This is a genomic window from Streptomyces sp. ME02-8801-2C, from assembly GCF_033793965.1.
Lineage (GTDB): Bacteria > Actinomycetota > Actinomycetes > Streptomycetales > Streptomycetaceae > Streptomyces.
Genome location: NZ_JARAXP010000008.1, coordinates 165212 through 189427, shown reverse-complemented (window position 1 = coordinate 189427; position 24216 = coordinate 165212). Strand labels below are relative to the sequence as shown.

Annotated in this window: 24 protein-coding genes and 1 pseudogene; 16 read left to right on the top strand and 9 right to left on the bottom strand. The window is 71.0% G+C overall.

Features of this window, described 5'->3' with window-relative positions:
• Nucleotides 1-94: 94 nt before the first annotated feature.
• The 4 genes and pseudogenes from PV396_RS26715 to PV396_RS26700 form a co-directional block, all read left to right on the top strand.
• Nucleotides 95-1161: pseudogene (locus PV396_RS26715) on the top strand (RHS repeat-associated core domain-containing protein); the annotation flags it as partial.
• Nucleotides 1162-1178: 17 nt separating this feature from the next.
• Nucleotides 1179-1691, top strand: coding sequence for a hypothetical protein (locus PV396_RS26710; RefSeq protein WP_319208729.1), 513 nt, complete (start codon nt 1179-1181; stop codon nt 1689-1691).
• 414 nt (nt 1692-2105) lie between these two features.
• The gene (locus PV396_RS26705; protein ID WP_319208727.1) at nt 2106-3752 is read left to right on the top strand and encodes a DNA repair helicase XPB; all 1647 of its coding nucleotides are present in this window, start codon (nt 2106-2108) and stop codon (nt 3750-3752) included.
• A gap of 81 nt (nt 3753-3833) precedes the next feature.
• Entirely contained in the window at nt 3834-4115 is a 282-nt protein-coding gene (locus tag PV396_RS26700; protein ID WP_319208726.1) for a hypothetical protein, read from the top strand.
• 10 nt (nt 4116-4125) lie between these two features.
• Here the strand turns inward: PV396_RS26700 and PV396_RS26695 are convergent, their stop codons facing one another.
• Nucleotides 4126-4329 carry a hypothetical protein gene (locus PV396_RS26695; RefSeq protein WP_319208724.1) on the bottom strand — a complete coding sequence of 68 codons (204 nt, stop codon included), beginning with the start codon at nt 4327-4329 and terminating at the stop codon, nt 4126-4128.
• A 311-nt stretch (nt 4330-4640) separates the two neighbouring features.
• Between PV396_RS26695 and PV396_RS26690 the strand changes: the two genes are divergently transcribed.
• Nucleotides 4641-6707: a HelD family protein gene (locus PV396_RS26690; RefSeq protein WP_319208723.1), complete on the top strand. Its 2067-nt coding sequence runs from the start codon at nt 4641-4643 to the stop codon at nt 6705-6707.
• A 7-nt stretch (nt 6708-6714) separates the two neighbouring features.
• Here PV396_RS26690 and PV396_RS26685 read toward each other — a convergent pair whose 3' ends face one another.
• Nucleotides 6715-7407, bottom strand: coding sequence for a copper homeostasis protein CutC (locus tag PV396_RS26685; protein WP_319208722.1), 693 nt, complete (start codon nt 7405-7407; stop codon nt 6715-6717).
• Nucleotides 7408-7502: 95 nt separating this feature from the next.
• Nucleotides 7503-8192, bottom strand: coding sequence for a maleylpyruvate isomerase family mycothiol-dependent enzyme (locus PV396_RS26680; RefSeq protein WP_319208721.1), 690 nt, complete (start codon nt 8190-8192; stop codon nt 7503-7505).
• A gap of 46 nt (nt 8193-8238) precedes the next feature.
• Here PV396_RS26680 and PV396_RS26675 point away from each other — a divergent pair, with 46 nt between their 5' ends.
• Nucleotides 8239-8949, top strand: a complete 711-nt coding sequence (locus PV396_RS26675) for a hypothetical protein (protein WP_319208720.1) — start codon at nt 8239-8241, stop codon at nt 8947-8949.
• A gap of 40 nt (nt 8950-8989) precedes the next feature.
• The gene (locus PV396_RS26670) at nt 8990-10093 is read left to right on the top strand and encodes a GNAT family N-acetyltransferase (RefSeq protein WP_319208718.1); all 1104 of its coding nucleotides are present in this window, start codon (nt 8990-8992) and stop codon (nt 10091-10093) included.
• Here the strand turns inward: PV396_RS26670 and PV396_RS26665 are convergent.
• Nucleotides 10075-10374, bottom strand: coding sequence for a DUF4031 domain-containing protein (locus tag PV396_RS26665; RefSeq protein WP_319208716.1), 300 nt, complete (start codon nt 10372-10374; stop codon nt 10075-10077). The genes PV396_RS26670 and PV396_RS26665 overlap by 19 nt on opposite strands.
• Complete coding sequence (locus PV396_RS26660; RefSeq protein ID WP_319208714.1) at nt 10371-10772, bottom strand: hypothetical protein; 402 nt, start codon at nt 10770-10772, stop codon at nt 10371-10373. The genes PV396_RS26665 and PV396_RS26660 overlap by 4 nt, the downstream gene beginning before the upstream one ends.
• 56 nt (nt 10773-10828) lie before the next feature.
• Between PV396_RS26660 and PV396_RS26655 the strand changes: the two genes are divergently transcribed.
• The 7 genes from PV396_RS26655 (at nt 10829) to PV396_RS26625 (ending at nt 18968) form a co-directional block, all read left to right on the top strand.
• Nucleotides 10829-11812, top strand: coding sequence for a MurR/RpiR family transcriptional regulator (locus PV396_RS26655; protein WP_319208712.1), 984 nt, complete (start codon nt 10829-10831; stop codon nt 11810-11812).
• A 152-nt stretch (nt 11813-11964) separates the two neighbouring features.
• Nucleotides 11965-12912, top strand: coding sequence for an N-acetylmuramic acid 6-phosphate etherase (murQ, locus tag PV396_RS26650; RefSeq protein ID WP_319208711.1), 948 nt, complete (start codon nt 11965-11967; stop codon nt 12910-12912).
• Nucleotides 12913-12950: 38 nt separating this feature from the next.
• Nucleotides 12951-13484 carry a GNAT family N-acetyltransferase gene (locus PV396_RS26645; protein ID WP_319208709.1) on the top strand — a complete coding sequence of 178 codons (534 nt, stop codon included), beginning with the start codon at nt 12951-12953 and terminating at the stop codon, nt 13482-13484.
• A gap of 94 nt (nt 13485-13578) precedes the next feature.
• Nucleotides 13579-14169: a hypothetical protein gene (locus PV396_RS26640; RefSeq protein WP_319208708.1), complete on the top strand. Its 591-nt coding sequence runs from the start codon at nt 13579-13581 to the stop codon at nt 14167-14169.
• Nucleotides 14170-14302: 133 nt separating this feature from the next.
• Nucleotides 14303-16039: a tetratricopeptide repeat protein gene (locus PV396_RS26635; RefSeq protein ID WP_319208706.1), complete on the top strand. Its 1737-nt coding sequence runs from the start codon at nt 14303-14305 to the stop codon at nt 16037-16039.
• A 320-nt stretch (nt 16040-16359) separates the two neighbouring features.
• Nucleotides 16360-18447, top strand: coding sequence for a cell wall-binding repeat-containing protein (locus PV396_RS26630; protein WP_319208705.1), 2088 nt, complete (start codon nt 16360-16362; stop codon nt 18445-18447).
• A gap of 230 nt (nt 18448-18677) precedes the next feature.
• On the top strand, nt 18678-18968 hold the full coding sequence (locus PV396_RS26625; RefSeq protein ID WP_319208703.1) for a DUF6355 family natural product biosynthesis protein: 291 nt from the start codon (nt 18678-18680) through the stop codon (nt 18966-18968).
• Nucleotides 18969-19019: 51 nt separating this feature from the next.
• Here the strand turns inward: PV396_RS26625 and PV396_RS26620 are convergent, their stop codons facing one another.
• Nucleotides 19020-19214, bottom strand: a complete 195-nt coding sequence (locus tag PV396_RS26620; protein ID WP_319209363.1) for a hypothetical protein — start codon at nt 19212-19214, stop codon at nt 19020-19022.
• A 1-nt stretch (nt 19215) separates the two neighbouring features.
• Nucleotides 19216-19449 (bottom strand): hypothetical protein, encoded by a 234-nt coding sequence (locus PV396_RS26615; RefSeq protein ID WP_319208702.1) that lies wholly within the window; start codon nt 19447-19449, stop codon nt 19216-19218.
• Nucleotides 19450-19569: 120 nt separating this feature from the next.
• Between PV396_RS26615 and PV396_RS26610 the strand changes: the two genes are divergently transcribed.
• Nucleotides 19570-20415, top strand: a complete 846-nt coding sequence (locus PV396_RS26610) for a helix-turn-helix transcriptional regulator (protein WP_319208700.1) — start codon at nt 19570-19572, stop codon at nt 20413-20415.
• Nucleotides 20396-20671 carry a DUF397 domain-containing protein gene (locus PV396_RS26605; RefSeq protein WP_319208698.1) on the top strand — a complete coding sequence of 92 codons (276 nt, stop codon included), beginning with the start codon at nt 20396-20398 and terminating at the stop codon, nt 20669-20671. The genes PV396_RS26610 and PV396_RS26605 overlap by 20 nt, the downstream gene beginning before the upstream one ends.
• A 123-nt stretch (nt 20672-20794) precedes the next feature.
• Here PV396_RS26605 and PV396_RS26600 read toward each other — a convergent pair whose 3' ends face one another.
• Both PV396_RS26600 and PV396_RS26595 read right to left on the bottom strand, forming a co-directional pair.
• Complete coding sequence (locus PV396_RS26600) at nt 20795-21949, bottom strand: tyrosine/phenylalanine carboxypeptidase domain-containing protein (protein WP_319208697.1); 1155 nt, start codon at nt 21947-21949, stop codon at nt 20795-20797.
• On the bottom strand, nt 21946-24003 hold the full coding sequence (locus tag PV396_RS26595) for a hypothetical protein (protein ID WP_319208696.1): 2058 nt from the start codon (nt 24001-24003) through the stop codon (nt 21946-21948). Before PV396_RS26595 ends, PV396_RS26600 begins: the two co-directional genes overlap by 4 nt.
• Between the last annotated feature and the right edge of the window lie 213 nt (nt 24004-24216).

Below are 24216 nucleotides of genomic sequence, written 5' to 3'. Positions count from 1 at the left end.
GGCAAGACCACCTGGACGTTTGCCGGGCGGCCTCGCGATCACCGAGTACGACGCCCAGGGTCGAGTCGTCAAGCAGCTGCTGCCCGGCGCCAACGGCATCGACGCCGGCACCCGGGTGACCACGTACTGGTCAGGCACAGGCATCTCGGCAGAGGACACGTACAGCACCCAGGCCACCAAGCGCACGTACACCTTCGATACGCGCACCAACCACAAGACCCGCACCACCGCCACCGGCACGCCGGGCACGGACTGCCCGGCTACGGGCGGCACCACCGACAGCCACACGTACGACAGGGGCGATCGCCTCGTCGACAGTGGCTACACCTACGACGCCTTCGGCCGCACCACCGCGCTGCCCGGATCCACGTTCGGCTTCTACTCCAATGACCTGGTCCACCAGCAGACCTGGGGCGGCCAGCGACAGACCTGGCAGCTGGACGCGAACCAGCGTTTCCGCGCATCCACGGCGACGTGGCCCTGCAGCTCCCGCTGGACACCTCCGAGGCGCCGGTCGCAATGGACGCCGACGAGTACGGCAACACGCGCGCCGGTCAGGCGGCCACCCGGTACAACTGGCTGGGCGCCAAGCAGCGGTCCGCCGAGACCCTCACGGGCCTCACCCTGATGGGCGTACGCCTGTACAACCCGCAGGCGGGCCGGTTTCTCTCCCTGGACCCGGTCTATGGCGGTTCGGCCAACGCTTACGAGTACACCAATGCCGACCCGTTGAACCAGTACGACCTGGACGGCAGGTGGATCTGCGGCTGGTGCAAGAAGGCTGGACGCTGGGCTTGGAAGAACAAGTGGAACATCGGGGCGGCAGCACTGACCTTCGCACCCGGCGGCCAGTTCGTCGCGGCAGCGCGCTTCGGCTACACGGCGTACCGGGCCTACCGCCTCGCCAAGACCGCGAAGTTCGCGAGCCGGGCGCTGCGCTCGGGCCGCTTCGGCGGTCTGAGCTACCGGTACGGCAACATCAGCGTGGCGAACTATGGCCGGGCCAAGAACGCCTGGCAGCGGGGCACCGCGGCCGGGCGCTGGAACCATCAGGGACGCCGGGTCAAGATCGGCTGGAACTACAACATGTTCGCTGGTCGACCTACCTTCCGCATCGGCTGGCGCTGGCGCAACAAGCCCCGGCACTTCAACCTTTTCTGACGAAGGACGCCTACGCCATGACCTACCTGCACACCGACCCGGAGCTCAACGCCCGGGACGAACCGACGGAACGCGAGCGGGAGCTGATCGACATGGTCGACGCGCTCCTCGCCGCCGCCGACCCTGCCGGGATCATCAGGGACGAGGCTCAGTGGTACCTGGGCACGGCGCTGGGGGGCGAGGACAATCTGGAGCTGGCCCTGCCGCTGGGGTGGGACCGTGAGTTCGCCCTGCGCGTGCTGCTGACAAGCGAGTCGTTCACCGTCGGCTGGGGCGGCGAGCTGGGAGAGAGCCCGCTCGTGGCGTTATTCGCGGCGGCTGCGCCCTCCCTCGGGGAAATGACGACAGCCGTCGAAAGAGAGCTGTCCCGGGAGCTCCGGGTATCGCAGCGTCGGCGCCTCTTCGGCGGGGCGTCGGAATTCCACCTCCGCCACAACGATGGCTGGACCGACCTGCTCCGCGGCGGCACGCCCTCGCGTGAGCAGGACCTGAAGCGGGCCCCGCACGAGGCCACGCTGCGTACGGTCTGACCGTCCGCTCGCACCGTACCGCGGGCCCCGGCACACTGTGCCGGGGCCCGTGGCCTTGTGAGGATGCGAAGCACAGGAGGGGCGGGGGGCCAGGATCGGCTTTCCGTCCTCGACTACCGGCGATCACTTCCGCCATTGCCCGGCCCATGGATGACGTGAGGTCGAGCGGCTCCGTCGCAGACGCGAGCGCGACGCCCTGGTGCTCGCCGAGCCTGGCCAGGATGCGTTGCAGGCCGCGCGCCGACGTTCTGGCGAAGTCGTCTCGTCGGTTTCGCGCTATAGGCGAACATAGATAGCGGCGCGCATCCCCGACGCGCCGGCCGGGACACCCTTCCGGCGTCGGGCACGGGGCATAGCCCGTGCTGTGACAGGCGTTGGTTCTGTCATGAGACGACCCTATCTCCGGAGGTATGCGTGTCCTGCCTAATCGTCCAGTCGGACAAGACCCTGCTCCTGGAGGTCGACCACGAGCAGGCCGGCGACTGCCGTCGGGCCATCGCGCCGTTCGCGGAGCTCGAGCGGGCGCCGGAGCACATCCACACCTACCGGGTGACCCCGCTGGGCCTGTGGAACGCGCGGGCCGCCGGGCACGACGCCGAGCAGGTCGTCGACGCGCTCGTGCAGTACAGCCGCTACCCCGTGCCGCACGCGCTGCTCGTCGACGTCGCCGAGACGATGGACCGCTACGGACGGCTCACCCTCAGCAAGCACCCCACGCACGGACTGGTCCTGACGACCACCGACCGTCCCGTGCTCGAGGAGATCCTGCGCTCCAAGCGGATCACGCCGCTCGTCGGCGCCCGGCTCGACCCGGACACCGTCGCCGTGCACCCGTCCGAGCGCGGGCAGATCAAGCAGGTACTGCTGAAGCTGGGCTGGCCGGCCGAGGACCTCGCCGGGTACGTCGACGGCGAGGCGCATCCGATCGAGCTGGCCGAGGACGGGTGGGCGCTGCGCCCGTACCAGCAGCAGGCCGTGGAGAACTTCTGGCACGGCGGCAGCGGAGTGGTCGTACTCCCGTGCGGTGCGGGGAAGACGCTGGTCGGGGCCGGGTCGATGGCCGAGGCGAAGGCCACCACCCTCATCCTCGTCACCAACACCGTCTCGGCCCGGCAGTGGAAGCACGAGCTGGTGAAGCGGACGTCGCTGACCGAGGAGGAGATCGGCGAGTACAGCGGTACGCGCAAGGAGATCCGGCCGGTCACCATCGCGACGTACCAGGTGCTCACGACCAGGCGTAAGGGCGTCTATCCGCACCTGGAGCTGTTCGACTCCCGTGACTGGGGGCTGATCATCTACGACGAGGTGCATCTGCTGCCCGCGCCCGTCTTCAAGTTCACCGCCGATCTGCAGGCCCGGCGGCGGCTCGGGCTCACCGCGACCCTCGTACGGGAGGACGGGCGCGAGTCGGACGTCTTCTCGCTCATCGGGCCGAAGCGGTTCGACGCGCCCTGGAAGGAGATCGAGGCGCAGGGCTACATCGCGCCCGCCGACTGTGTCGAGGTCAGGGTCAATCTGACGGAGTCGGAGCGGCTCGCGTACGCCACCGCCGAGACCGAGGAGAAGTACCGCTTCTGTGCGACCACCGCGACCAAGCGGAAGGTCACGGAGGCGATCGTGCGGCGCTTCGCGGGCCAGCAGATCCTCGTCATCGGCCAGTACATCGACCAGCTCGACGAACTGGGTGAGCATCTGAACGCGCCCGTCATCAAGGGCGAGACCCCGAACTCGCAGCGCGAGAAGCTCTTCGACGCGTTCCGGGAGGGCGAGATCAGCGTGCTGGTCGTGTCCAAGGTCGCGAACTTCTCCATCGACCTGCCGGAGGCCACCGTCGCCATCCAGGTCTCGGGCACGTTCGGGTCGCGGCAGGAGGAGGCGCAGCGCCTTGGGCGCGTGCTGCGGCCGAAGGCCGACGGTCACAAGGCCCACTTCTACTCGGTGGTCGCCCGCGACACCATCGACCAGGATTTCGCCGCCCACCGCCAGCGCTTCCTGGCGGAACAGGGCTACGCGTACCGGATCGTGGACGCGGACGAGCTGCTGGCGTCCGAGGAGGGCTGAACTCCGGCCCCGCGGTCTGTGCACCTCGGTAGGCTGGCTCTCACTGGACGAGCCACGGCAAGCCACGGCAAGGAGGACCACATGCCTCACGAGGACCTCTACGAGGTGCTCTACACCGAGCCGGCGGCCCGGGACCGCGACCGTCTGGACCCGGTGCGGAGGGCCACGCTCGACAAGGCGATCACGATACTGGCCCGCGATCCGTACACCGAGGTCTCCCGTGCGATCGGTGTCGGTGAGCAGGACCGGGAGATCCGGCTGACCTCGCAGATCGTGGCGGAGTACATGGTGTCCCGGGGGCGTCTGCTGCTCGTGATGCTCCGGATCTTCGACGACGCGGACATCCTGCTGCCCGAAGGCTGACCCCTGTCGCTCACCTGCGCCGCACACCGGCCTCCTCGCCGTACTCGCGGTACTCGCCGAGGAGTACGACGCTCAGGGCCGCGCCCGCGAACACTCGCGCGGCGCGCAGGGCGTCGCCGACGGGGTGGCGGTGGCCGCCCCGCACGGGGGTGGCGCCGGAGCGGGCGGAAGCCACGGGGGCTACGGACGCGGGGGTGAAGGCTGCTGCGCTCATGTGTCCATGGTTGCTTCCGGCGCCGCCGATGCCATCGGCCTGCGGGTCCAACCTTCGTCGTCCCTCCGTACGACCCCGGGTGGACGTCTCCCCCACAGGAAGGGGAGTCCGCCCCCTAGGGGACGACAGGCGTCGTACGCGCGCCCCGCCGAAATTGATTGGCCTCCCCCCGCTTCCGTCCCCTAAGATCTCCGCTCTTGCCCGCCTCCCTCTCGCGGAGTGCCGCCGCCCGGACGGAAACCGGTCGGCTCTCGACGTCACCCGAGCAGCAGATCCGCCGCGACCTGCGGCAGGTATCCGGAGGCACCACCTTGTCCAGCCCCGTTCCCGACCCCGTTTCCGACGACCCCCTCGGCCGCGAACGCGCCCACCTCAGCGCCTCCCGGGCGGCCCTGCGTGCGATGCGGGAAGACGCGGAGTCCCTCGACATCAAGGACGTCACCGCGAACTGGGTCAACGCGGCGGTCCTCTCCCGCCAGATCGAGGAACGGATCAAGGCCCTCGCCGACCTCAGTCACACCCCGCTGTTCTTCGGCCGCCTCGACTACCTGCACGCTCCCGGCGCCGAGCAGGCCGAGGGCGCGGAGGGCGAGCAGTTCTACATCGGGCGGCGGCACGTCCATGACGCCGACGGGGACCCCATGGTCATCGACTGGCGTGCCCCCGTGTCCCAGCCGTTCTACCGGGCGTCCAAGAAGGACCCGCTGGACGTCGGTCTGCGCCGCCGGTTCGGTTACACCGGCGGGGACCTCACGGCGTACGAGGACGAGCATCTCTCCGACCCCGCCGAGACGGCGGCCACCAGCAAGCTGCTCCAGCAGGAGATCGAGCGCCCGCGTGTGGGCCCGATGCGCGACATCGTGGCGACCATCCAGCCCGAGCAGGACGAGATCGTCCGTAGCGGGCTCGGCGGGTCGGTGTGTGTGCAGGGGGGACCGGGCACCGGGAAGACGGCCGTCGGTCTGCACCGGGTCGCGTATCTCCTCTACGCCCACCGGGAGCGGCTGGCCCGCACCGGCACCCTCGTCATCGGGCCGAACCGCTCCTTCCTCCAGTACATCGAGCAAGTGCTGCCCGCCCTGGGCGAGTTGGAGGTCAAGCAGGCCACCGTCGACGATCTGGTGGCCCATGTCGAGGTGAGCGGCACGGACGACGCGGCGGCGGCCGTCATCAAGGGCGACGCGCGGATGGCGGAGGTGCTGCGGAATGCCGTCCACTCCCACGTGACCCTGCCCACCGAGCCCGTCGTGGTCGTACGGGGGTCCAGGCGCTGGCGCATCCCGGCGTACGAACTCGAGGGTGTCGTACGGGAGTTGCTGGACCGGGGCATCCGCTACGGCGCCGCCCGCGAGGCCCTGCCGCAGCGCATCGCGCATCTGGTGCTGGTGCAGATGGAACGGTCGGGCGAGGCACCCGACGACCGCGTGCAGGACTCCGTCGCCCGCAACGCGGCGGTGAAGGCGGCCGTGAAGACCCTGTGGCCGCCCGTCGACCCTGCGAAACTCGTCCTGCGCCTGCTCACCGACGCCGACTTCCTCGCCGTCCACGCGGCCGGAGTCCTGGACGCGGACGAGCAGAAGGAGATCCTCTGGGCGAAGCCCGTACGGTCGGTGAAGTCGGCCAAGTGGTCAGCGGCGGACGCGGTGTTGATCGACGAGACGACCGACCTGGTCCAGCGCACGCACTCGCTCGGGCATGTCGTCCTGGACGAGGCGCAGGACCTCTCGCCGATGCAGTACCGGGCGGTGGGCCGGCGCTGCACGACCGGCTCGGCGACGGTCCTCGGCGACCTCGCGCAGGGCACCACCCCCTGGGCGACCCGGAGTTGGGCCGAGGCCCTGGCACACCTGGGCAAGCCGGACGCGGTGATCGAGGAACTGACGGCCGGTTTCCGTGTCCCGACGGACGTCATCACGTACGCCTCCCGGCTGCTGCCGCACATCGCGCCGGGTCTGGCGCCGGTGGCGTCGGTCCGCGAGAACCCGGGGTTCTTCGACGTACGGTCGATCAGCGGCACGTCCGAAGTGGTGTGCGCCTGCGAGGAGTTGCTGCGCAACGAGGGCTCGACGGGCCTGATCGCGGCGGACGCCCGTGTCCCCGCCCTCGCCGAGGCGCTGACGGCGGCGGGAATCGGCCACCTCTCCCCGGGCGAGGAGACGACGTACGAGACCCGGCTGACGCTGGTGCCGGCGTCGCTGGCGAAGGGCCTGGAGTACGACTACGTGGTCCTGGACGAACCCCGGGCCGTGGTGGACGGCGAACCCGACGAACGCACCGGCCTGCGGCGCCTGTACGTGGCCCTGACCCGAGCGGTGTCGGGGTTGATCGTGACGCATGCGGCGCCGCTGCCGGCGCAACTGGCCGGGCACCAGCAGTAGTTCGGCATCAGTCGCGGCTCAGCGCCGTACGCCATTCCCGGACCGCGTCCGCCGACACGGGCGCCGTCCATCCGCCCGGCCGTACCGCGCTCCCGACGTGGAAGGCGTCGACACCGGCGGCGCGCAGCGTCGGCACGTGCTCGAGACCCAGGCCGCCGCCGACGAGCAGCTGCCCGGTGTACCCGGGTTCGCCGCGCCGGGCGGCCTCGGCGAGCAGTACGGGCAGCCCGTCGTCGACACCGGCGGCGGACCCGGCGGTCAGAAAGGTGTCGAGGCCGGGCAGGTCCGCCAGCTGCTTGCGTACGGCTTCGCGGTCGGCGGCGTGGTCGAGGGCTCGGTGGAAGGTCCACGGGCAGCCGTCGAGGACATCGACGATCCGCTCGACGGCTTCCCTGTCCACGCCCCCGTCGGCATCGAGATACCCGAGCACGAACTGGTCGGCCCCGGCGGCCCGCAGCTCGCGGGCCGTCCGGATCACCCGGTCGAGGTCCCCGACCGCGAACCCGTCGGCCGACCGGAGCATCACGCGCAGGTCGATGTCGACGGCGGCACGGATCCCGGCGAAGGTCCCGACGGTCGGGGTGAGCCCGTCCGCCGCCATGTCGGCGACCAGTTCGAGTCGGTCCGCACCCCCGGCCTGGGCGGCGACGGCGTCCTCGACACCGAGGGCGATCACCTCCAGCACAGCACGCTGGCTCATCGGACCCCTTCCTCTGGGTTCCCTCTGGCTCTCCACGAGCGACAACAGGTCTAGTCCAATTCAGAGGGTACGCCCATGAGCCCCAGGCCCGTCACTCACCCGCCGTACATGTTCAACTCCGCCGCCTCGACACCGGCGAGCTCGTAAGACCCGGCGGCGCCCTCCCCCACCAACCGCCCCGCGTACAGCCGCACCAGCGTGGCGCCGTCCCCGATGTACCGCCCCGGCGTCCGGACCCCCGACACATCCCCCAGCCGCAACGGCTCGTCCAGCTCGTCGACGTCGGCGTGGAGCGGCACCAGCCCCCGCTCCCGGCTCAACCGCGCGAGCAGCGCCAGCGCGTACGGCAGCCCGGACCCCGCGTAGGCCCCGGCCTCACCGAGGGCCTCCCGTACGTCCCCGGCGTGCACCCACTCCCCAAATGCGACCCCGTCCAGCCTCCCGTCGCCCCCGGCGAGCACAGCCCCGGCCTCGGTCATCCCCTTCTCCAGCTCGTCCAGGACCCGCGCGTTCGTCCAGTCGCCCCGCTCGGCGATGTCCCGGTCGTTCGACTCGGGCGAGAAGGTTCCTTTCTCGAGCCGTCCCTCGACCACCCGGGTCAGCGCGGCCGAACAGTGCGCGAGCACCTCCCGCACGGTCCACTCGGGACACCCGGCGGTCACGATCCCGAAGTCGGCCTCGGGCCGGGCCCGCAGCAGCGGGATCAGCGCGTCGCGCTCGACGGCCAGGAGCCGCCCGGGCAGCTCGGGGTCACGTACGTCATGAAGATCGGCAGAAGACGTCATGGGTCCCACGCTAGGGGTGGAACCGCCGGGACGGGAGAATGCCCCCATGCCCGACCAAGTCCGCCACGACGCCCTCGACGACGCCCACGCCCTCCTCCGCGCCCGCTGGACCCAGGCCCTGGAAGCGGCCCGCGACACCCCCGGCAACCCTCCTCACCCCGACCCCGCCCCCTACGCCGACAACCTCCTGGCCCGCTACCAGGAACCGCAGCGGCACTACCACACCCTCACCCACCTCACCGCGGTCCTGGATCACGTCGACGTGCTGGAGCGGACGTTCGAGGAGGCCGGGACACCCGTCCCCGACCTCGCCCTGGTCCGCCTCGCCGCCTGGTTCCACGACGCGGTGTACGCCCCCGACCGCTCCGAGAACGAGGAGCGCTCGGCACGGCTCGCCGAACGCGCCCTTTCCGAGGCCGGGGTCTCACCGGAGAGCACCGCCGAGGTGGCTCGCCTGGTCCGTCTCACCGTCACCCATGCCCCCGAGCCCGCCGACCTGGCCGGCCAGGTCCTGTGCGACGCGGACCTCGCGATCCTGGCCGCTCCCCAGGACACGTACGCCGCCTACACGGCCGCCGTACGCGAGGAGTACGCCTTCGTCCCGGAGGACGCCTTCAGGCAGGGCCGCGCGGACGTACTGCGCCAACTCCTCGACCTGCCAAGGCTGTTCTGGACCCCGTACGGAACGGAGCGGTGGGAGGAGGCGGCGCGGGCCAACATCGCGGCGGAGCTGGAGCGGCTTCGATCCCCGCTTTAATCCGTGTCGGTCGGAGCTCTCGACCCCCTATCCTCGCGGCATGTTGAACACGGGTGGGAACGAAGTGGACGAGGCGGTCGCGAGCATGGTCGCGCTGCTGCGGCCCGCGGTGAACCGGGACTGGGCGGGCGTCGCGGCAGGGCCGCTGGACTGGGACTGCCGGCAGACGGCCGAGCATGTCGCCAGCGATCTCGTCGCGTACGCGGGGCAGTTGGCGGGGCGGGAGCAGAGCCGTTACGTCCCGTTCGACATCACCATCGACGGCCGGGAAGGCGGGCTGGACCCCGCCGACAACGAGGGCATCCTCGACGTCATCACGACCACCGGCGCCCTCCTCACCGCCGCCGTCCGCACCGCACCCCGTGACGTCCGCGCCTTCCACCCGTACCCCTTCCGCAGCGCGAACCGTGAGGGCTTCGCCGCGATGGGCATCGCCGAAGTCCTGCTGCACGCCCACGACATGGCCGAGGGCCTCGGACTGCTGCCGTACGAACCGCCCGCGCACCTCGCGGAGTTCGTCCTCACCCGGATCTTCCCGAGCGTCCGGCCCGGCCCCGACCACTGGCAGACCCTGCTGTGGGCGACCGGGCGCGCCGACCTTCCCGGCCGCGCCCGGCTCACCGAGTGGCACTGGACCAACAACCTCGTCCTCGACACCGAACGCCTCCGCCTGGAGGGCGTCACCCCGGCGGCCGCCGCCGACCTGAGCGCGGGCGGCACCGGCGGCTTCGACTGGATCGAGGGCGGCCCCTTCGAGGGCACGCGCGACGCCGCCGGAATGGTGACCAAGGCGTACCAAGCGGGCGTACACCGCCCGGAGTTCGGCCTGTACGTCCTCGTCCGGCGCGAGGACGACCGCGCGGTGGGCGGCATGGGCTTCCACGGCGCCCCCGACGAGGACGGCAAGGCCGAGGTCGGCTACGACCTCGCGGAACCGGCCCGCGGCAACGGCTACGCCACGGAGGCACTGCGCACACTGGCGGGGTGGGCGCTGGCCCGGGACGACGTACGCTCCCTGTTCGCGACCGTCGAACCGCACAACATCCCGTCCCAGGCGGTGATCACCCGCGTCGGATTCACGCCGGTGAGCGAGGAGGGGGAAGTCGACGAAGACGGGCTCAGGGCCTACGAGTTGCGCGGCTGACCGCCCGCCCGACCCGGCCCGCCCGGGCCCTTGCGTCTGCGCAGCCCCGACCCGTGCAGCAGTCGTACCACCTCGCGGCTGCTGACCTCGACCGCCCCCGCCGCCACCACATCCCCGTACCGGTGCGACGGAATGTCGTAGTGGTCGCGCTCGAAGGCGCGGGCCGGTACCCCCAACTCCTCGGCGAACGCGTGCAGTTCCTCGTACGAGACGTCGCTCACCAGGTGGGACCACAGGCGGCCGTGGCCCGGCCAGGTGGGGGGATCTATGTAGACGGTCACGACGAGGCGATCCCGCCGGCAGCCCCGAGTCCGCCGAGCGCCGCGACCCGGACCCCCGCCTTGTGGCACACCCACTGCGGGTCGGGGCCCAACTCCGGCTCGACCTCCAGGGCATGCGGATCGCCGGAGCCGCAGACCGGGCACAGGGGCCAGCGGCCGTACTTCTCCAGCAGGGCGTCCTGGACGTCCTGGGCGACAAGGCCGGCCACGAAGTCCGCGCCGTCCGGCCACTGCTCGACCCACCAGCGGCGCTGAACGACCGACTCCTCGACCATGGAGACGACGTCCGCCTCGGCGACCTCGCGTGCGGCCAGGTCGGCGAGGACCAGGGCGCGTGCCGCGTGCAACGCCTGCTCCAGGGGTGTGATGGGGTTGGCGGGGCCGTCGGAGGGGGTCATGCACCCATTGTGCGCACTCTTGACCGCACCTCCGAACGGAAAATATCTTTCATCATGTGAGCCGAGACGTGAAGGAAATTTTCGCAGCAGCGGGCACACCTTCCGGTGCACCGGCCGGTACACCGGGCGGCATCCCGGGTGCCGCCCCGCCCGCGCCCGCCGCCCTCGCCGCCAAGGTGCGCACCCTCGCGCCCTCGATGACCCGTTCCATGCAGCGCGTCGCCGAGGCGGTCGCCGCGGACCCGGCCGGCTGCGCGGCCCTCACCGTCACCGGCCTCGCCGAGCTCACCGGCACCAGCGAGGCGACGGTCGTCCGTACGGCCCGCCTGCTCGGCTACCCCGGCTACCGCGACCTGCGTCTCGCGCTCGCCGGCCTCGCCGCCCACCAGCAGTCGGGGCGCTCCCCCGCCGTGACCGCCGACATCGCGGTGGACGACCCGATCGCCGAGGTCGTGGCGAAACTGGCGTACGACGAGCAGCAGACCCTCGCCGACACGGCCGCGGGCCTCGACATGGCCCAGCTGTCGGCCGCCGTCAGCTCACTCGCCGCCGCCCGCCGTATCGACATCTACGGCGTCGGCGCCTCGGGCCTGGTCGCCCAGGACCTCGCCCAGAAGCTGCTGCGCATCGGGCTGGTGGCGCACGCCCACAGCGACCCGCATCTCGCCGTCACCAACGCCGTGCAGCTGCGCGCGAGAGACGTCGCCGTCGCGATCACGCACTCCGGGTCGACCGGCGACGTCATCGAGCCGCTCCGGGTCGCCTTCGAGCGCTCGGCCACGACCGTCGCGATCACCGGGCGGCCCGACGGGCCCGTCACGCAGTACGCCGACCACGTCCTCACCACCTCCACGGCCCGCGAGAGCGAACTGCGCCCGGCGGCGATGTCCTCGCGCACCAGCCAACTTCTCGTCGTGGACTGCCTGTTCATAGGCGTGGCGCAGCGGACGTACGAGACGGCCGCCCCCGCGCTCTCGGCCTCCTACGAGGCTCTCGCCCACCGCCACACCCCGCGCGGCGGCACGACCTCGCGCCGCTAGCCCGCGCCCCGGACACCCTCCCCGCCCTTCCCCGTCCGGGCCGCAACCGACAGCCACGACACCGGTACCCGCACCGCCACACGGTGCTGCGGCGGCACACGGCGACACGGTCGCCCACCGCCGTACCGGAAGATCCGAAAGAGCCGCCCGCCATGACCTCAACCGCTGACGCCTCCTCCAACTACCGTGCGTTGAAAGAGGAGTTGGAGACACTGACGACGGAGGCGTTCCGCCCGGAGCTGGCCGAGATCGACCAGCTCCCCACCCTCGACATGGCCCGGCTCATGAACGCCGAGGACACCACCGTCCCGGCCGCCGTCGCCGAACGGCTCCCGGAGATCGCCGCCGCGATCGACGCCCTGGCGGCCCGGATGGCACGCGGGGGCCGGCTCGTCTACGCGGGCGCGGGTACGCCGGGCCGGCTCGGCGTGCTGGACGCGTCCGAGTGCCCGCCCACCTTCAACACCGACCCCGCGCAGGTCACGGGCGTGATCGCGGGCGGCCCCGAGGCCCTGGTCACCTCCGTGGAGGGCGCCGAGGACTCCAGGGAACTCGCGGCGACGGACCTCGACGCGCTCGGCGTCACCGCCCTGGACACGGTGGTCGGCATCTCGGCGTCCGGCCGTACCCCTTACGCGGTCGGTGCCGTCGAACACGCTCGCGCGCTGGGCGCGTTGACGATCGGCCTGTCCTGCAACGCGCACAGCCCGCTCGCCGCCGCGGCCGATCACGGCATCGAGATCGTCGTCGGGCCGGAGCTGCTGACCGGCTCGACACGGCTCAAGGCGGGCACGGCCCAGAAGCTGGTCCTCAACATGCTGTCGACGATCACGATGATCCGGCTCGGCAAGACGTACGGAAACCTGATGGTCGACGTACGGGCGTCGAACGACAAGCTCCGGGCGCGCTCCCGCCGGATCGTCGCCCTGGCGACCGGGGCGAGCGAGGAGGAGATCGAGGCGGCGCTCGCGGCGACGGGCGGGGAGACGAAGGACGCGATCCTGGTCCTCCTCGGCTCGGTCGACGGCCCGACGGCCACCCGGCTCCTCGCGGAGAACGACGGCCACCTGCGGGCGGCGCTGGCGGCGGCACCCCACTGATGCGGGCGCGCGTCCGGCCGTCGGGCAGGATGGGCGCCATGACCGAGATCCACACTCCCCGCCTCCTCCTCCGCCGCTGGACCGACGACGACCTCGTACCCCTGTCGGAGATCCTCGCGGACTCCCAGGTCATGCGCTGGATCGACGACGGTTCGGTACGCGACCTGGAGTACACGGCGGAGGCCATCGAGCGCTGGGAGGAGGAGTGGGACGAGGAGGGCTTCGGCCTCTTCGCCGTCGAACTCCTCGCCTCGGGCGAACTGGCGGGCGCGGTCGGCCTGTCCGTGCCCGCCTTCCTGCCGGAGGCAGCGCACGAAGTGGCGATCAGCTGGCTGCTCGGCTCCCCGTTCTGGGGCCAGGGGTACGCCTCCGAGGCCGCCCACGCCACCCTGGAGTTCGCCCTCCAGGACCGCGGCCTCGACCGCGTGATCAGCATCAGCAGGGCGGGCGACGAGGCCTCCGAGAACATCATCCGCAAGCTGGGCCTGACGGAGGAGCGGGTGACGACCCACCCGGTGTACGACCACCAGCTCGTCGTACACGCGATCGACCTGACGGAGTTCGAGGCATAGAGGCGGCCCGCCGCGCGTTGTAAGTGACCTGTGCGACGGTGGAGACCACTGGCCACCGACCGCACCGCCCGCCGCCGAAGGGACGAAAGACACCGTGAACCACGCCCAGCTGACCGCCCTCGGGCGGGCTCTACGCGTCCTCGGCGAGCACGGGGACGCGCTCACCGGCGACACCACCGACGCGAAGCTGCACGAGATCAAGGCCGACCTGAACCGGGCCCTGGCGATCCTGGAGGACACGGTCACCGGCTCGGCGCCCACGACCCGCTGCGCCGAGCACCCGAACGGCCCGGTCGACAAGGACGCCGTCGACCTGTGCCTCCTGTGCGAGACCCGCCGCCGCAGCGCCCGCCGCTCCGAGCAGAACGGCACCTACCCGCAGGCCCGCCCCACCGACCCGGACTCGGCACCCCCCGAGCGCACGATGTCCCGCTACGGCGTCCGCGCGGACCGCCCCCAGCCCCAGCAGCGCTGGATCCCCGAGGTCTGGACCGGCCAGAACTGGCAACTCTGCGGCACCCCCCGCCGCGACCGCCTCGACGCCGAGCGCTACCTCTCCGCCGAACGCCGCTCCCCCCGCCCCGGAATCGCCTACCGCCTGGTCCACGAGTTCACCGACTTCGAGGTCCTCCGCATCTGGGGCACACCGATGAAGGTGGACATCGAGCCGATGGGGGATCTGTAACCCGGGACCTGTGACCTCTCCGGCACCCTGACCGGCTCGCGGTGCGCACCCCCCGCGCACCCCTTCGAACATTGTGTCCGCAACCATGGCGGACGCTCGTTCGTCCTCTGGTTGACGAACCAGAGGGGGCGCCATGGGACTGGTGCGCACACTGTTGCCCTTGCCTCGGGCCGCGGCCCGGCTGGCTCCGCAGCTGGGCGGCCCGCTGCTCGGCGCCGCGCTGATGCGCTGCCTCACCCCCCGCTGGGTGCTGCTGCGGCCGCCGTCACCCACGCGGCGACTCGCCGAGGCCGAGGAGGCCGTCGCCGTGTACCGGGCGCTGGTCGAAGCGGCGAGTCCCCGTCCACAGCACCGCGGCCTCCTCGCCCGCGCCCTGGCCCAGCACGCCGGCGCGCTCCTCCTCTTCGGCCGCTACGAGGAGGCGCTCACCGCTCTGGACGCCTCGCAGGCCGTACCGGACGCGCGTCGGCCGCCGGGCCTGCGGGCGTCCGTACCGCACCTTCGGGCGCAGGCGCAGTTCGAGCTGGGCCGGCTCGACGAGGCGCTGGATTCGGCCCGGGACAGCGTGGCGGCGTACCGCGCGCTCCTGCCCGTACCCGGGGAGCGGGCACCGGCCCGTCTGTCCGGTGCCCTGCGCACGTACGCGCTGGTGCTGGGCGCCCTCGGACGTACGGAGGAGTCGGTGGCGGTCTACGAGGAGGGCGCCGGAGTACTCCGGGCCATGTCGCTGCTGACGACGGGAAGCGTGCCCGTGGTGCGGGCCCGTGTCCTGAGCGAACTCACCTCCGGACTACGGCACTTGGGCCGGTACGAGGAGGCCCTGACCGTCGGCCGGGAAGCGCGCGAGGCGACCGGCAGCGCCCTTGTGTGGACGCTGCCCGACACTGTGCGTCCGCTGCGCGTACGGCTCCTCCTGGATCTGGCCCGCTGCCATGCGGCCACCGGCGACCTGCTCACGGCGCGTACGACCGTCGGCGAGGCCGTCACCGAGGCCCGCGCCCTGGCCGACCGGGACCGCGCGGCCGGGGAGCAGTGGCTGATCGCGACGCTCGGCCTGCTGGCGGACGTGCTGGGCGAACTGGAGGAAGAGGACGAGGAGTTGGGCATCCGCCAGGAGCTGGTGAACCTGTGTGCCGCCCAGGCCGCCGAGGATCCGCGGGTCCACGGCCCCCGCCTCGCCGAACACCTGGAGTGGCTGGCCGACTGCCACCGGGCAGCGGGCGACCTCCGCTCCGCCGTGGACGTCACGGAGCGCAGCGTGGCCGCCTACCGGCGCGCCGCAGAGTACGAACCCGCTGCTTACGAGCCTGAACTCGCCCGTGTTCTGGCCAACTTGAGTCTGCGCCGGTCGAACGACGGCGACGGCGAGGGCGCGGTCTCCGCCGCCCGTGAAGCGGTGGCCCTCACCCGGCGGCTGGCGGAGTCCGACTGGCAGGCCTACCACCCCCTGACCGGCCACCGACTGCACGTCCTGGGCCGCGCCCTGCGCCGCAGCGGCGCCCACACGGCGGCCGTCGCCTGCTACGAGGAGTCGGAGTCGATCCTGGACGACGCGAGAGAAGGCGACGCCGAAGCCACCCGGCACGCGTCCTCCCTCGCCGCGGCCCGGTCCGGCCTGGCCGTCGCACTCGAAGAGGCGGCGCGATCCCACCTGTCGGCAGGCCGCTTCGCCGAAGCGGTCGCGGACCTGCGTTCCCTCCTGGCTCTCACCGGCCGCACCGACCGGACCGACGTCCATGCCGGCTGCGTCACCGCGTTCGCCGAAGCCCGCGCTGAGCACGGGGAGCCGCTCGTACGGGCCTGGACGCGGACGACGGGCGAGGACTTCCCGACATTCGTCTACCGACGGCCCGCGAGCAGCGACCTCTGACAGCGACAGTCATCGAGCACCGAGCCGCTCAGCACATTCTTCGCACGATGTTCGAAAAGCGCTTTCCAGTGGCCCCCACGGCATCACATAATGTCCTGCCGCCGACAAGCGGTCACTGACTATGCATCGCAGTGAGAACTGAGCACTGCGAACTGAGCACTGAACATTGAGCGTTGGGCATTGAGCTTTGCTCATTGCGTCCGGGGCGCTGCGCGGGATGCGTCTGCGCCGGGGTGCACGGGCTGTACTTGCAGTACGCCGTGGTGGGGTGGGCCGAGACGCTCGGTGGCGATGATCCATCACTCTTTGGGGGGCCTTCCTTGAGTTCTCGCACGCGCCGCAGTCTCGCGGCGCTCACATCGGCTGCCTCGTTGGCGGCCGGCCTGCTCGGCGCCGTGGCACCGGGCGCGCAGGCCGCGACCGTGACGCCCGGTCAGATCGCCCTGTACGGCGGCAGCACCGGCATCGCGACCGTCAACTCGAACGGGACCGGCCTGCGTTCGGTCCCCAACATCCCGAACTCCGGCTACACGCCGAACTGGGCGCCCGACGGCAGCCGACTGGCGGCCGGTTGGAGCCAGTTGGTCACCGGCCGGGTCAGCGGCAGCACCGCGCCGATCACCCTGCCGTGGGCGACCGACGTGCGCTCCAGCGCGCCCTATGAGGACCCGACGTTCTGGCGCGACGGCCGGTACGTGGTGTTCAGCACGGGCGGCCAGCTCGTCTACGGGCCCTCGGACGGCTCATGGGCGCCGGAGCCGTTGCTGACGGACGCCCAGGAACCGTCGACGGTCTGCGACGTGCACCCGACGGCGAGCCCCGCGGGCACGCTGGCCTTCGAGCGGCGCGACACCTTCGGCTGCTACGAGAGCCTGGGCATCTGGACGTACAACCCCGACACCAGGGCGCTGAAGAGGATCATCACCTCCGGTTCCTCACCGGTGTTCTCGGCGGACGGCACCAAGCTGGTCTTCACGCGCCTGGTGGGCGAGTGGACCCAGCTGTTCACGGCCGACGCCAATGGCGCCGACGTCAAGCAGGTCACCACCGACGAATCCGACCACCTGGCCCCGAGCTGGGACCCCGCCGGCGGACGGATCGCCTACGAGGCGCACAGCTCGCACGCGGGCTGGTCCGACGACGTCCAGACGGTCCGCGTCCTCGACCTGGCGAGCGGGACCTCCACCCAGCTCACCGGGGCGGGCAAGGGCGCCAAGCCCGCGTGGCAGCCGCTGCGGAGAAACACCCTGGCCCGGGTCTACGGCACCGGTTCCATCGGTATCGACGGAGCCGCGTCCCGCTGGACGTTCGACAAGACGGGCGGCACGCACGAGCCCGGCCTGATCACCGCCCGGTCCGCGGTGCTGGTCAACAAGGGCAACGCCACGTACTCGGCCCCGGCGCTCGCGCTGGCCGCCGAGAAGCAGGGTCCGGTCCTGCTGACCTCCGGGGGCCGGCTGGACAACACCGCGGCCACGGAACTGAAGCGCTCGCTCCCCCGGGGCAGCTCCGTCTACCTCAACGGCGGCACCCGCGTCCTCGCCAACAACGTGGCCAACCAGGTGCGGGCCCTCGGCTACAAGCCCGTACGCCTCGACGGTACGGACCTCTCCGGGCTGTCGGTCAGGGTCGCCAAGCAGATCACCTCGGCCCCGAGCTGGATCTTCGTCGCCGACGGCAACGAGTACCACGACCCGATCGCCGCCTCCGCCGCCGCCGGCGCGCTGGGATACCGCGGCAAGGGCGTGGTCCTGCTGACGAACGGCAAGAACGTTTCCGCCTCGATCAGGAACTACCTGAACGCCCTGAACCCGAACACCACGGGTCTGGTGACGGTCGGCTACAACGCCACCAAGGCGATCGAGAACGTGACCCTCAACAAGGTCTGGAGCTTCTGGAGCATCGGCGGCAGGACCCACGAGGACGTCGCCGCCAACCTGGCCCGCTTCTGGTGGTCCTCGCCGAACTGGGCCACCGTCCAGGACACCTGGTCCTGGCAGAGCGCCATCGCCGGAGGCGCGGTCACCGCCACCTACGGCCCGGTGCTCTGGTCCTCCCGGGCCACGCTCTCGGCGCCGACCGCGTACTACCTGAGCCAGCGGGCCGCGAGCATCATGGGCGTGCAGGCCTTCGGCCCCAACGCGTCGTACCCGCCGGCCAACCGCACCGGCATCGGTTCGGCGATCGCGGCGAGCAGCGCCTGGACGACCACCCTGTGGGCGGCGGGCGGCGCGATGCCCACGACGACCGCCGCGGCACGGTCCGCCCAGGTCTCGCCCCTGACCTCAGCACCGGCCAAGCCGTCCGCGCCGTCCGCGTCCGGCGCCGACACCGGCCGTCCGACGGCCGCCCTCGCGGCGGTCCCCGGTGAGCACCTGCCGGCGCCCGACTCGCACAGCGCCCGCTAGCCAGGGGCGGCAACGACCGCCGCACGCACGGGAGCCCGGCGGCTCCTGTGCGTGCGGCGGGTGCGGCGGGCCGCAGGGGCATCGCTCCTGACCTGCCCGCGAGCGCGCAAACCTTGATCCACACGACCGGGTGAACCCCGTCCCTCGTCCGAGGCAATGTGGCGGATCGGCGGCCCGGTGATCATCGATGCTGCCGGTGTCCGAGTCATTCGTCCGCCAGGAGAACAGCCTTGAACGTCCGCCGCTTCCTGACCACCGCCCTCGCCGTCGTCGGCCCCCTGACCAGCGCCCTGGTCCTCGCCGTCGCCACCCCCGCGGCCACGGCCGCCGCCAACCCCTGCGGGTACTACGCGACGGGCAGCGACGCGTACTACAACCACTGCACCAGCGACGGCTCGCACATCGTGATCGAGGTCGAGGTGTGGGGCCCGAACTACGAGAAGTGCGTCCTCCCGGGCGTCACCTGGCTCGGCAGCAGCAGCAAGGTCGACGGCGCGTTCTACACCGGCCGCACCTGCTGATCTCTTTCCTGACCTGATCTGATCCAGGGTCGACCGGGCGAGGAGACCACCTCACGGCAGCCGCCCCTCCCGGTTGACCCGGCGCACCCGCGCCCGCAGCACCTCCCCCGGCGCCGCCTCCCCCAACGCCTCCGGCGGGCAGTCCCACTCGCACCCGCCACCCACGGGCCGCAGCTGCACGTACCCGCCCTCGCGCCCCATGACCTCCCCGATCCGCCCGTCGCGCACATCGAGGGCGTACGCCACCTCACGCACCCTCGTCGCCGCCCACGGCCAAGCCTTCGAGCACGGCGGCGAGCCGTGTCGCCGTACGGACGTTGCAGCGCCCGAGAACCACCAGCGCGAAGGGTTCGCCGCCGGCCCCGCTCACCGGGTCGACGCCCAGCGACGGCAGGGCGACCCCGACCTCCTTGAGCGCCGCCCGCAACCGCACCACGATCTCCTCGGTCGACTGCAACCGCCCGTTCGACAGCAGCTCCATCGCACCTGCTCCTCTCCACTCTGAGTGTTCGCTTTCTCCACACAGAGTGGCGGCCACCCGTCTAACCTGGCCAGACACCAAGACCCAACAACCCCATGTGTCCAACAGGGAGTTGCTGCCATGGCAGGACCGAAGGACCTCGACCCCTCCTCCTCACCCCGCGCCTTCCTGGGCGCCGAGTTGCGCCACGCCCGCGAGGCGGCGGGCCTGAGCCAGGAGGAACTGGGCCGACCGCTCTTCGTCAGCGGTTCGTTCATCGGCCAGCTGGAGGCCGGTACGCGGCGGATGATGCACGAGTACGCCGTCCAGATAGACGCGATCCTCGGCACGAAGGACTTCTTCGAGCGCAACTGCGCCGCGCTCGCGAAGTCCAAGTACCCCGACCACTTCGCCGAGGCGGCGGAGGCGGAAGCGGTGGCGACGGCCATCAGGCAGTACACCCAACTGCTCATCCCGGGGCTGTTGCAGACGAGGGCGTACGCGGAGGCGGTGTTCCGCGCCTACAAGCCGCTGGCCACAGACGTCGAGATCGACGAGGACGTGGCCAACCGCCTCGACCGCGCCCGCCTGCTCAACAGCAACCCAACAACCCCGCTGTTTTGGTCGGTTCTGGACGAGGCGGTGCTCCGGAGGACGGTCGGCGGCCCGGCAGTGATGGCGGAGGCGCTACGGCACGTGGCCGCGCTGATCCGGGAGCACCGGATCATCGTGCAGGTGCTGCCGTTCGGCGCCGGGGCGCACGCGTCGATGGAAGGCTCCCTGAAACTCATGGAGTTCGAGGACGCGCCCCCGCTCTCCTTCGTCGAGGCACTGGACATGGGGAAACTCCAGGACGACCCTGCCACGGTCAACCAACACACCTTGCTGTTCAACCTCCTCCAGGCGGCGGCACTTTCGCCTCAAGATTCACTGGCCCTCATCGAATCGGTGGCGCACGATTACGAGCATGGAGAAGAGCACTCTTGAGCAGGTCCTGAGCACGGCCACCTGGTACAAGTCGTCGTACAGCGGCGGCAGCGGCGGCGACTGCCTGGAAGTCGCCCGCTGGCGCAAGTCGACGTACAGCGGCGGCGACGGCGGCAACTGCCTGGAAGTCGCCGACGGCCACCCCACCCACGTCCCCGTACGAGACTCCAAGAACCGCCGGGGGCCGATTCTGGCGTTCCGGGCGGAGGCGTGGGAGGCATTTGTCGAAGACCTCAAGCAGCCTCGGGACAACTGACCCGGCCTGGATCCCACACCTGGGATCCCGGGTGTCATGCGCCCAGCCTGAGCCCCAACTCCGCTCGCAGCGCGGCCACATCGACCTGGCCGGGCCTTCTGGACCGCGCTCGACCACGACCGATCACCCTGCTGCGGCTTCCTCGGCGAGTGACCTGACGTATTGCGCCAGTTCGGTGTCCGGCAGCAGCAGGGGTCCGGGGAGCGCAGCGGGAAGGCCGGCCATGGTCAGGGACTCGACGAGGCGAAGGGGCCACTTGGTGCTCATCAGGGTCGGATAGTTTTGCGGGAACTGTTCGAGGTGACTCCGAATCATGCGGTAGCCCGCGAGATAGGCGTGGTCCTTGAGGTAGCCACCCGGGGCGGACGTGTCGGTCAGACCGCGCTTCACGCGTACAGCCACGTCGAACGCGGTGCGCAGGCCGGTGTGCGGAAGCAGGTCGGTGACCACCTCGGTGAAACTGCCGGTGAGGGCACGGTGCACGGCGATGACGCGCAACGCGAACCTTGGATCCACGTTGGTTGCCCCGGCCACGGTCTGCTCGTGCCAGACGGCCAGCCCCTCCTCGGTCGCCGTGTGGCCGGGCAGCCGGAGATGGAGGATCCGTGGGCCGCGGCGGGCGTTGACCGAGCGGAACACATGCGTGCCGATTTCGTGCATGGTGAGATGGACGAGGCCTTCCACCGATACGAGCAGGTCCGACCGCAGGTTGATCTGCCGACGGGCCGCGAGCACGCTCATACGGGCCGCCATGTCTGCCTTGATCAGGACGGTCCAGTCGGACAGACCGCAGGCGTCCAGGATTTCGGTCAGTACGGACGCGGCGGACGCGGCGTCCAGTCCTCCGACGTCGGTGTCCGCAGTGCCCTGGTGCGGGGACAGTACGGCGTGCGCCTCGGTGAGCAGCGCGGCGTCCGGACGGCCGTTCGCCCGCACTGTCAGCCCGGTGATGCGGTCGGAATCGTGGTCGGCGCAGGCGCGGAAGAGTTCCACGGCGTTGTGTGCCTCGTCCTGGACCAGACGGTGCCAGGGATCGGTCAGCCTTTTGATGTCCGTGAGCAGTGCCGTGGCTGCGCGCAAACCGTCGTCCGGGGCCTCCTGGTAGGTGAAGTGCGGGTCGCGAGGGCGGCCCCGCTCCCAGTCACGGACGAACCGCTCGCGATGCCCGGGCAGATCGTCCGGTGTCACCACACGTAGTGAGTTCATTTGCACGGCGGCGGCCTCGAAACGCCGTACGGCGTCGTCGGCACGAGCCATCCGGGTCAGCTCGGTGGTCATCCTTGCGCACCGGTGCCGGTGAGCTGGATCAGCTTGCGGTGCAACGCCTCGTAGGCCCTTTTCCGGTCGGCGCGGTTCCGGGGTTTGCCGGAATCCCCCGAGACGTAGGGTGCGGCCAGGCGCAGCAGGTCCGCGGCCAGGGTGATCCAGTCGGCGCGGTCCGCTTCTTCCTCGGCGGACGAGGCGAACTCGGCCGAGTAGAGGAAGCATTCGGCGAGGGCGGTCGCCATGATGAACCCGCTGGTGGTCGTGGCGCCGGTTTCCCCGAGGAGCCGGCGGGTCTCCTCCTTCTTCTCCAGCACTTCGCGGGCGTACGACCGGGCAGTGGCGAGGTGGGCGCGGCGCGTCGCTGGATCGTCGTGTTCCCGGGCGAAGGCGACATGGCCGCGAGTGGCGACCTGAAGGGGGCCGCGCAGTGTGACGAACAGGGCACCTTCGGCCACCGCTTCCCTGCGCATCGGGATCACCTGCTCGTCGAACAGCGCGAGTCCCCGCGCGCGCAGGTCGGGCGGGGACCCCTGCCCGACGAGGAAGGCGCTGTAGTTGTGCTGCCGGTACTGGTACTGGCGGCTCTCCTCGCCGAAGAAGGACGCCAGTACTTTCCGGTACCCGTCCCAGAGCGGCAGGAGACGCCGGGTGAGCTCCCGCGCGTCCGGCAGGCCCTCGACCGGTGCCCGATGCACCTCCCTTCGGATCTGGTTGACGGCGACCAGCAGGTCGGGAAGCCGCTCGGCAAGGTGACCGGCGTCGATCCGGCCCTCGGCGGTCGCCGCCAGGAGTTCGTGCGCCCGGGGGAGGGCCTCGTCCAGCCACTGGGCGCGCCGGGTGACGACGTGTGGGTCCCGGGGGTCCTCGTCCCCCGCCGCCGGGAAGTGGATGAGGTCGGCGAGTGTCTTCACACGCTCCAGCCGGTAGTCAGCCGAGTCCTCGCCGAACTGCTCACGGACACGCTCGGTGAGCGCTTCGATCATCCGGCCGCGAAGGTAGCGGCTGGATTCGTCCCGGTTCTGGAACAGGGCCAGTGCCGCCGTCAGCAGGCCTCGACGGACCGTCAGCGCGGCACGGCAGTCGATGTCCGATCCGAGGGGGATGCCCTCGGTGATGTCACCGAGCACGCTCAGCTTGTCCGCCATCAGGCTTTCCGTCGCGCCCTCGGGAAACTGCACGTGCACCGAGACGGCATGCGCGAAGCGCTGCATTCGTGCCGAGGTCATCAGGAGCACCTCCCCCGAACGGCCCTCGGCCGTGTCCACGACCCGCACGGTCGCGTCGACGGCACCTGCGGTCATGTCGAACAGGGTGGCCTGGGCCATGCCCACGACCGTGCGGCGCAGCCGCTCTTGTGCGTTGCCCCCCGGGATGGACTCGGAGGCGTCCACGTCGACTCGCTCACGGGGCTCCAGTCGGTCGCACAGGACCTCGGCCAGTCGTTCGACCAGTTCGAGGCTCATGGGCGCGTTCTCCCGGTCGTACCCCACCCGGTCCGGCCCGAACTCGTGCGAGGCCAGGCCCGTCACGTCCGCCGTCCGCACGGGCACGACCACGGCACCCAGGGCCCGCTGGACGCCCTGGGCCTGGAGGGCGGCGATGAGCAGGATCGGCTCCGACCGGAAGACCTCGATCAGGCAGTAGGCGTACGCGCCGATCAACAACTGCGGGTCGTCCACCGGTACTTCGCGCAGTGCCTTGCACAAGGCGTCGGTGACCGGCCGCAGCAGGACGTTCGCGCCGACCAGTACGAAGGCGGCCTTGGTGTCCGGGCCGAACCGCGCCGCGGTCGCGTTGGCGATAACGGCGTGTCCCTTCTTCACCACGTCGTCGTGGACGCCCCGGTCCTCGTACCCTCCCAGCTCGGATGCCTTCGCCAGCCGGGGGGCGCCGCGCATGATCTCCGCGAGTGTGAGCTGGGAGTAGTCGCAACACCAGGAGCGCATGCCGCCGGGGGCGCCGTCCCAGGGGACGCCGAAGAGCGGGCCGACCTTCCGGGCGAGCCGCGCCGGCATCTGCTGCAACCGGCTCTCCGGGATGGCCGGGATCTGGGCCTTGAGGATCACTTCGAAAACCCTTTCTTCTCCCCGTCGGCAGTTCTGGGACCTCCATGAGAGTACTACCTCTCAGTAGGATGTAGACCACTTGAGGGATTTTACCTGGCAAAGGTGTGTTCACTTTTGGAGGAGAAAAAGTCACTAAGATAGTTGACGCTAGTGGAGTTACAAGAGACTCTTTAGCCCGAAGCTCTTGGAGCCCCACCTCCGGGATGTCCTGCC

Coding starts and splice junctions, on each gene's coding strand:
- PV396_RS26710 (WP_319208729.1), top strand. CDS start 1,179: ATGACCTACCTGCACACCGACCCGGAGCTCAACGCCCGGGACGAACCG.
- PV396_RS26700 (WP_319208726.1), top strand. CDS start 3,834: ATGCCTCACGAGGACCTCTACGAGGTGCTCTACACCGAGCCGGCGGCC.
- PV396_RS26695 (WP_319208724.1), bottom strand. CDS start 4,329: ATGAGCGCAGCAGCCTTCACCCCCGCGTCCGTAGCCCCCGTGGCTTCC.
- PV396_RS26685 (WP_319208722.1), bottom strand. CDS start 7,407: ATGAGCCAGCGTGCTGTGCTGGAGGTGATCGCCCTCGGTGTCGAGGAC.
- PV396_RS26680 (WP_319208721.1), bottom strand. CDS start 8,192: ATGACGTCTTCTGCCGATCTTCATGACGTACGTGACCCCGAGCTGCCC.
- PV396_RS26675 (WP_319208720.1), top strand. CDS start 8,239: ATGCCCGACCAAGTCCGCCACGACGCCCTCGACGACGCCCACGCCCTC.
- PV396_RS26670 (WP_319208718.1), top strand. CDS start 8,990: ATGTTGAACACGGGTGGGAACGAAGTGGACGAGGCGGTCGCGAGCATG.
- PV396_RS26660 (WP_319208714.1), bottom strand. CDS start 10,772: ATGACCCCCTCCGACGGCCCCGCCAACCCCATCACACCCCTGGAGCAG.
- murQ (WP_319208711.1), top strand. CDS start 11,965: ATGACCTCAACCGCTGACGCCTCCTCCAACTACCGTGCGTTGAAAGAG.
- PV396_RS26645 (WP_319208709.1), top strand. CDS start 12,951: ATGACCGAGATCCACACTCCCCGCCTCCTCCTCCGCCGCTGGACCGAC.
- PV396_RS26635 (WP_319208706.1), top strand. CDS start 14,303: ATGGGACTGGTGCGCACACTGTTGCCCTTGCCTCGGGCCGCGGCCCGG.
- PV396_RS26615 (WP_319208702.1), bottom strand. CDS start 19,449: ATGGAGCTGCTGTCGAACGGGCGGTTGCAGTCGACCGAGGAGATCGTG.
- PV396_RS26610 (WP_319208700.1), top strand. CDS start 19,570: ATGGCAGGACCGAAGGACCTCGACCCCTCCTCCTCACCCCGCGCCTTC.
- PV396_RS26605 (WP_319208698.1), top strand. CDS start 20,396: ATGGAGAAGAGCACTCTTGAGCAGGTCCTGAGCACGGCCACCTGGTAC.
- PV396_RS26600 (WP_319208697.1), bottom strand. CDS start 21,949: ATGACCACCGAGCTGACCCGGATGGCTCGTGCCGACGACGCCGTACGG.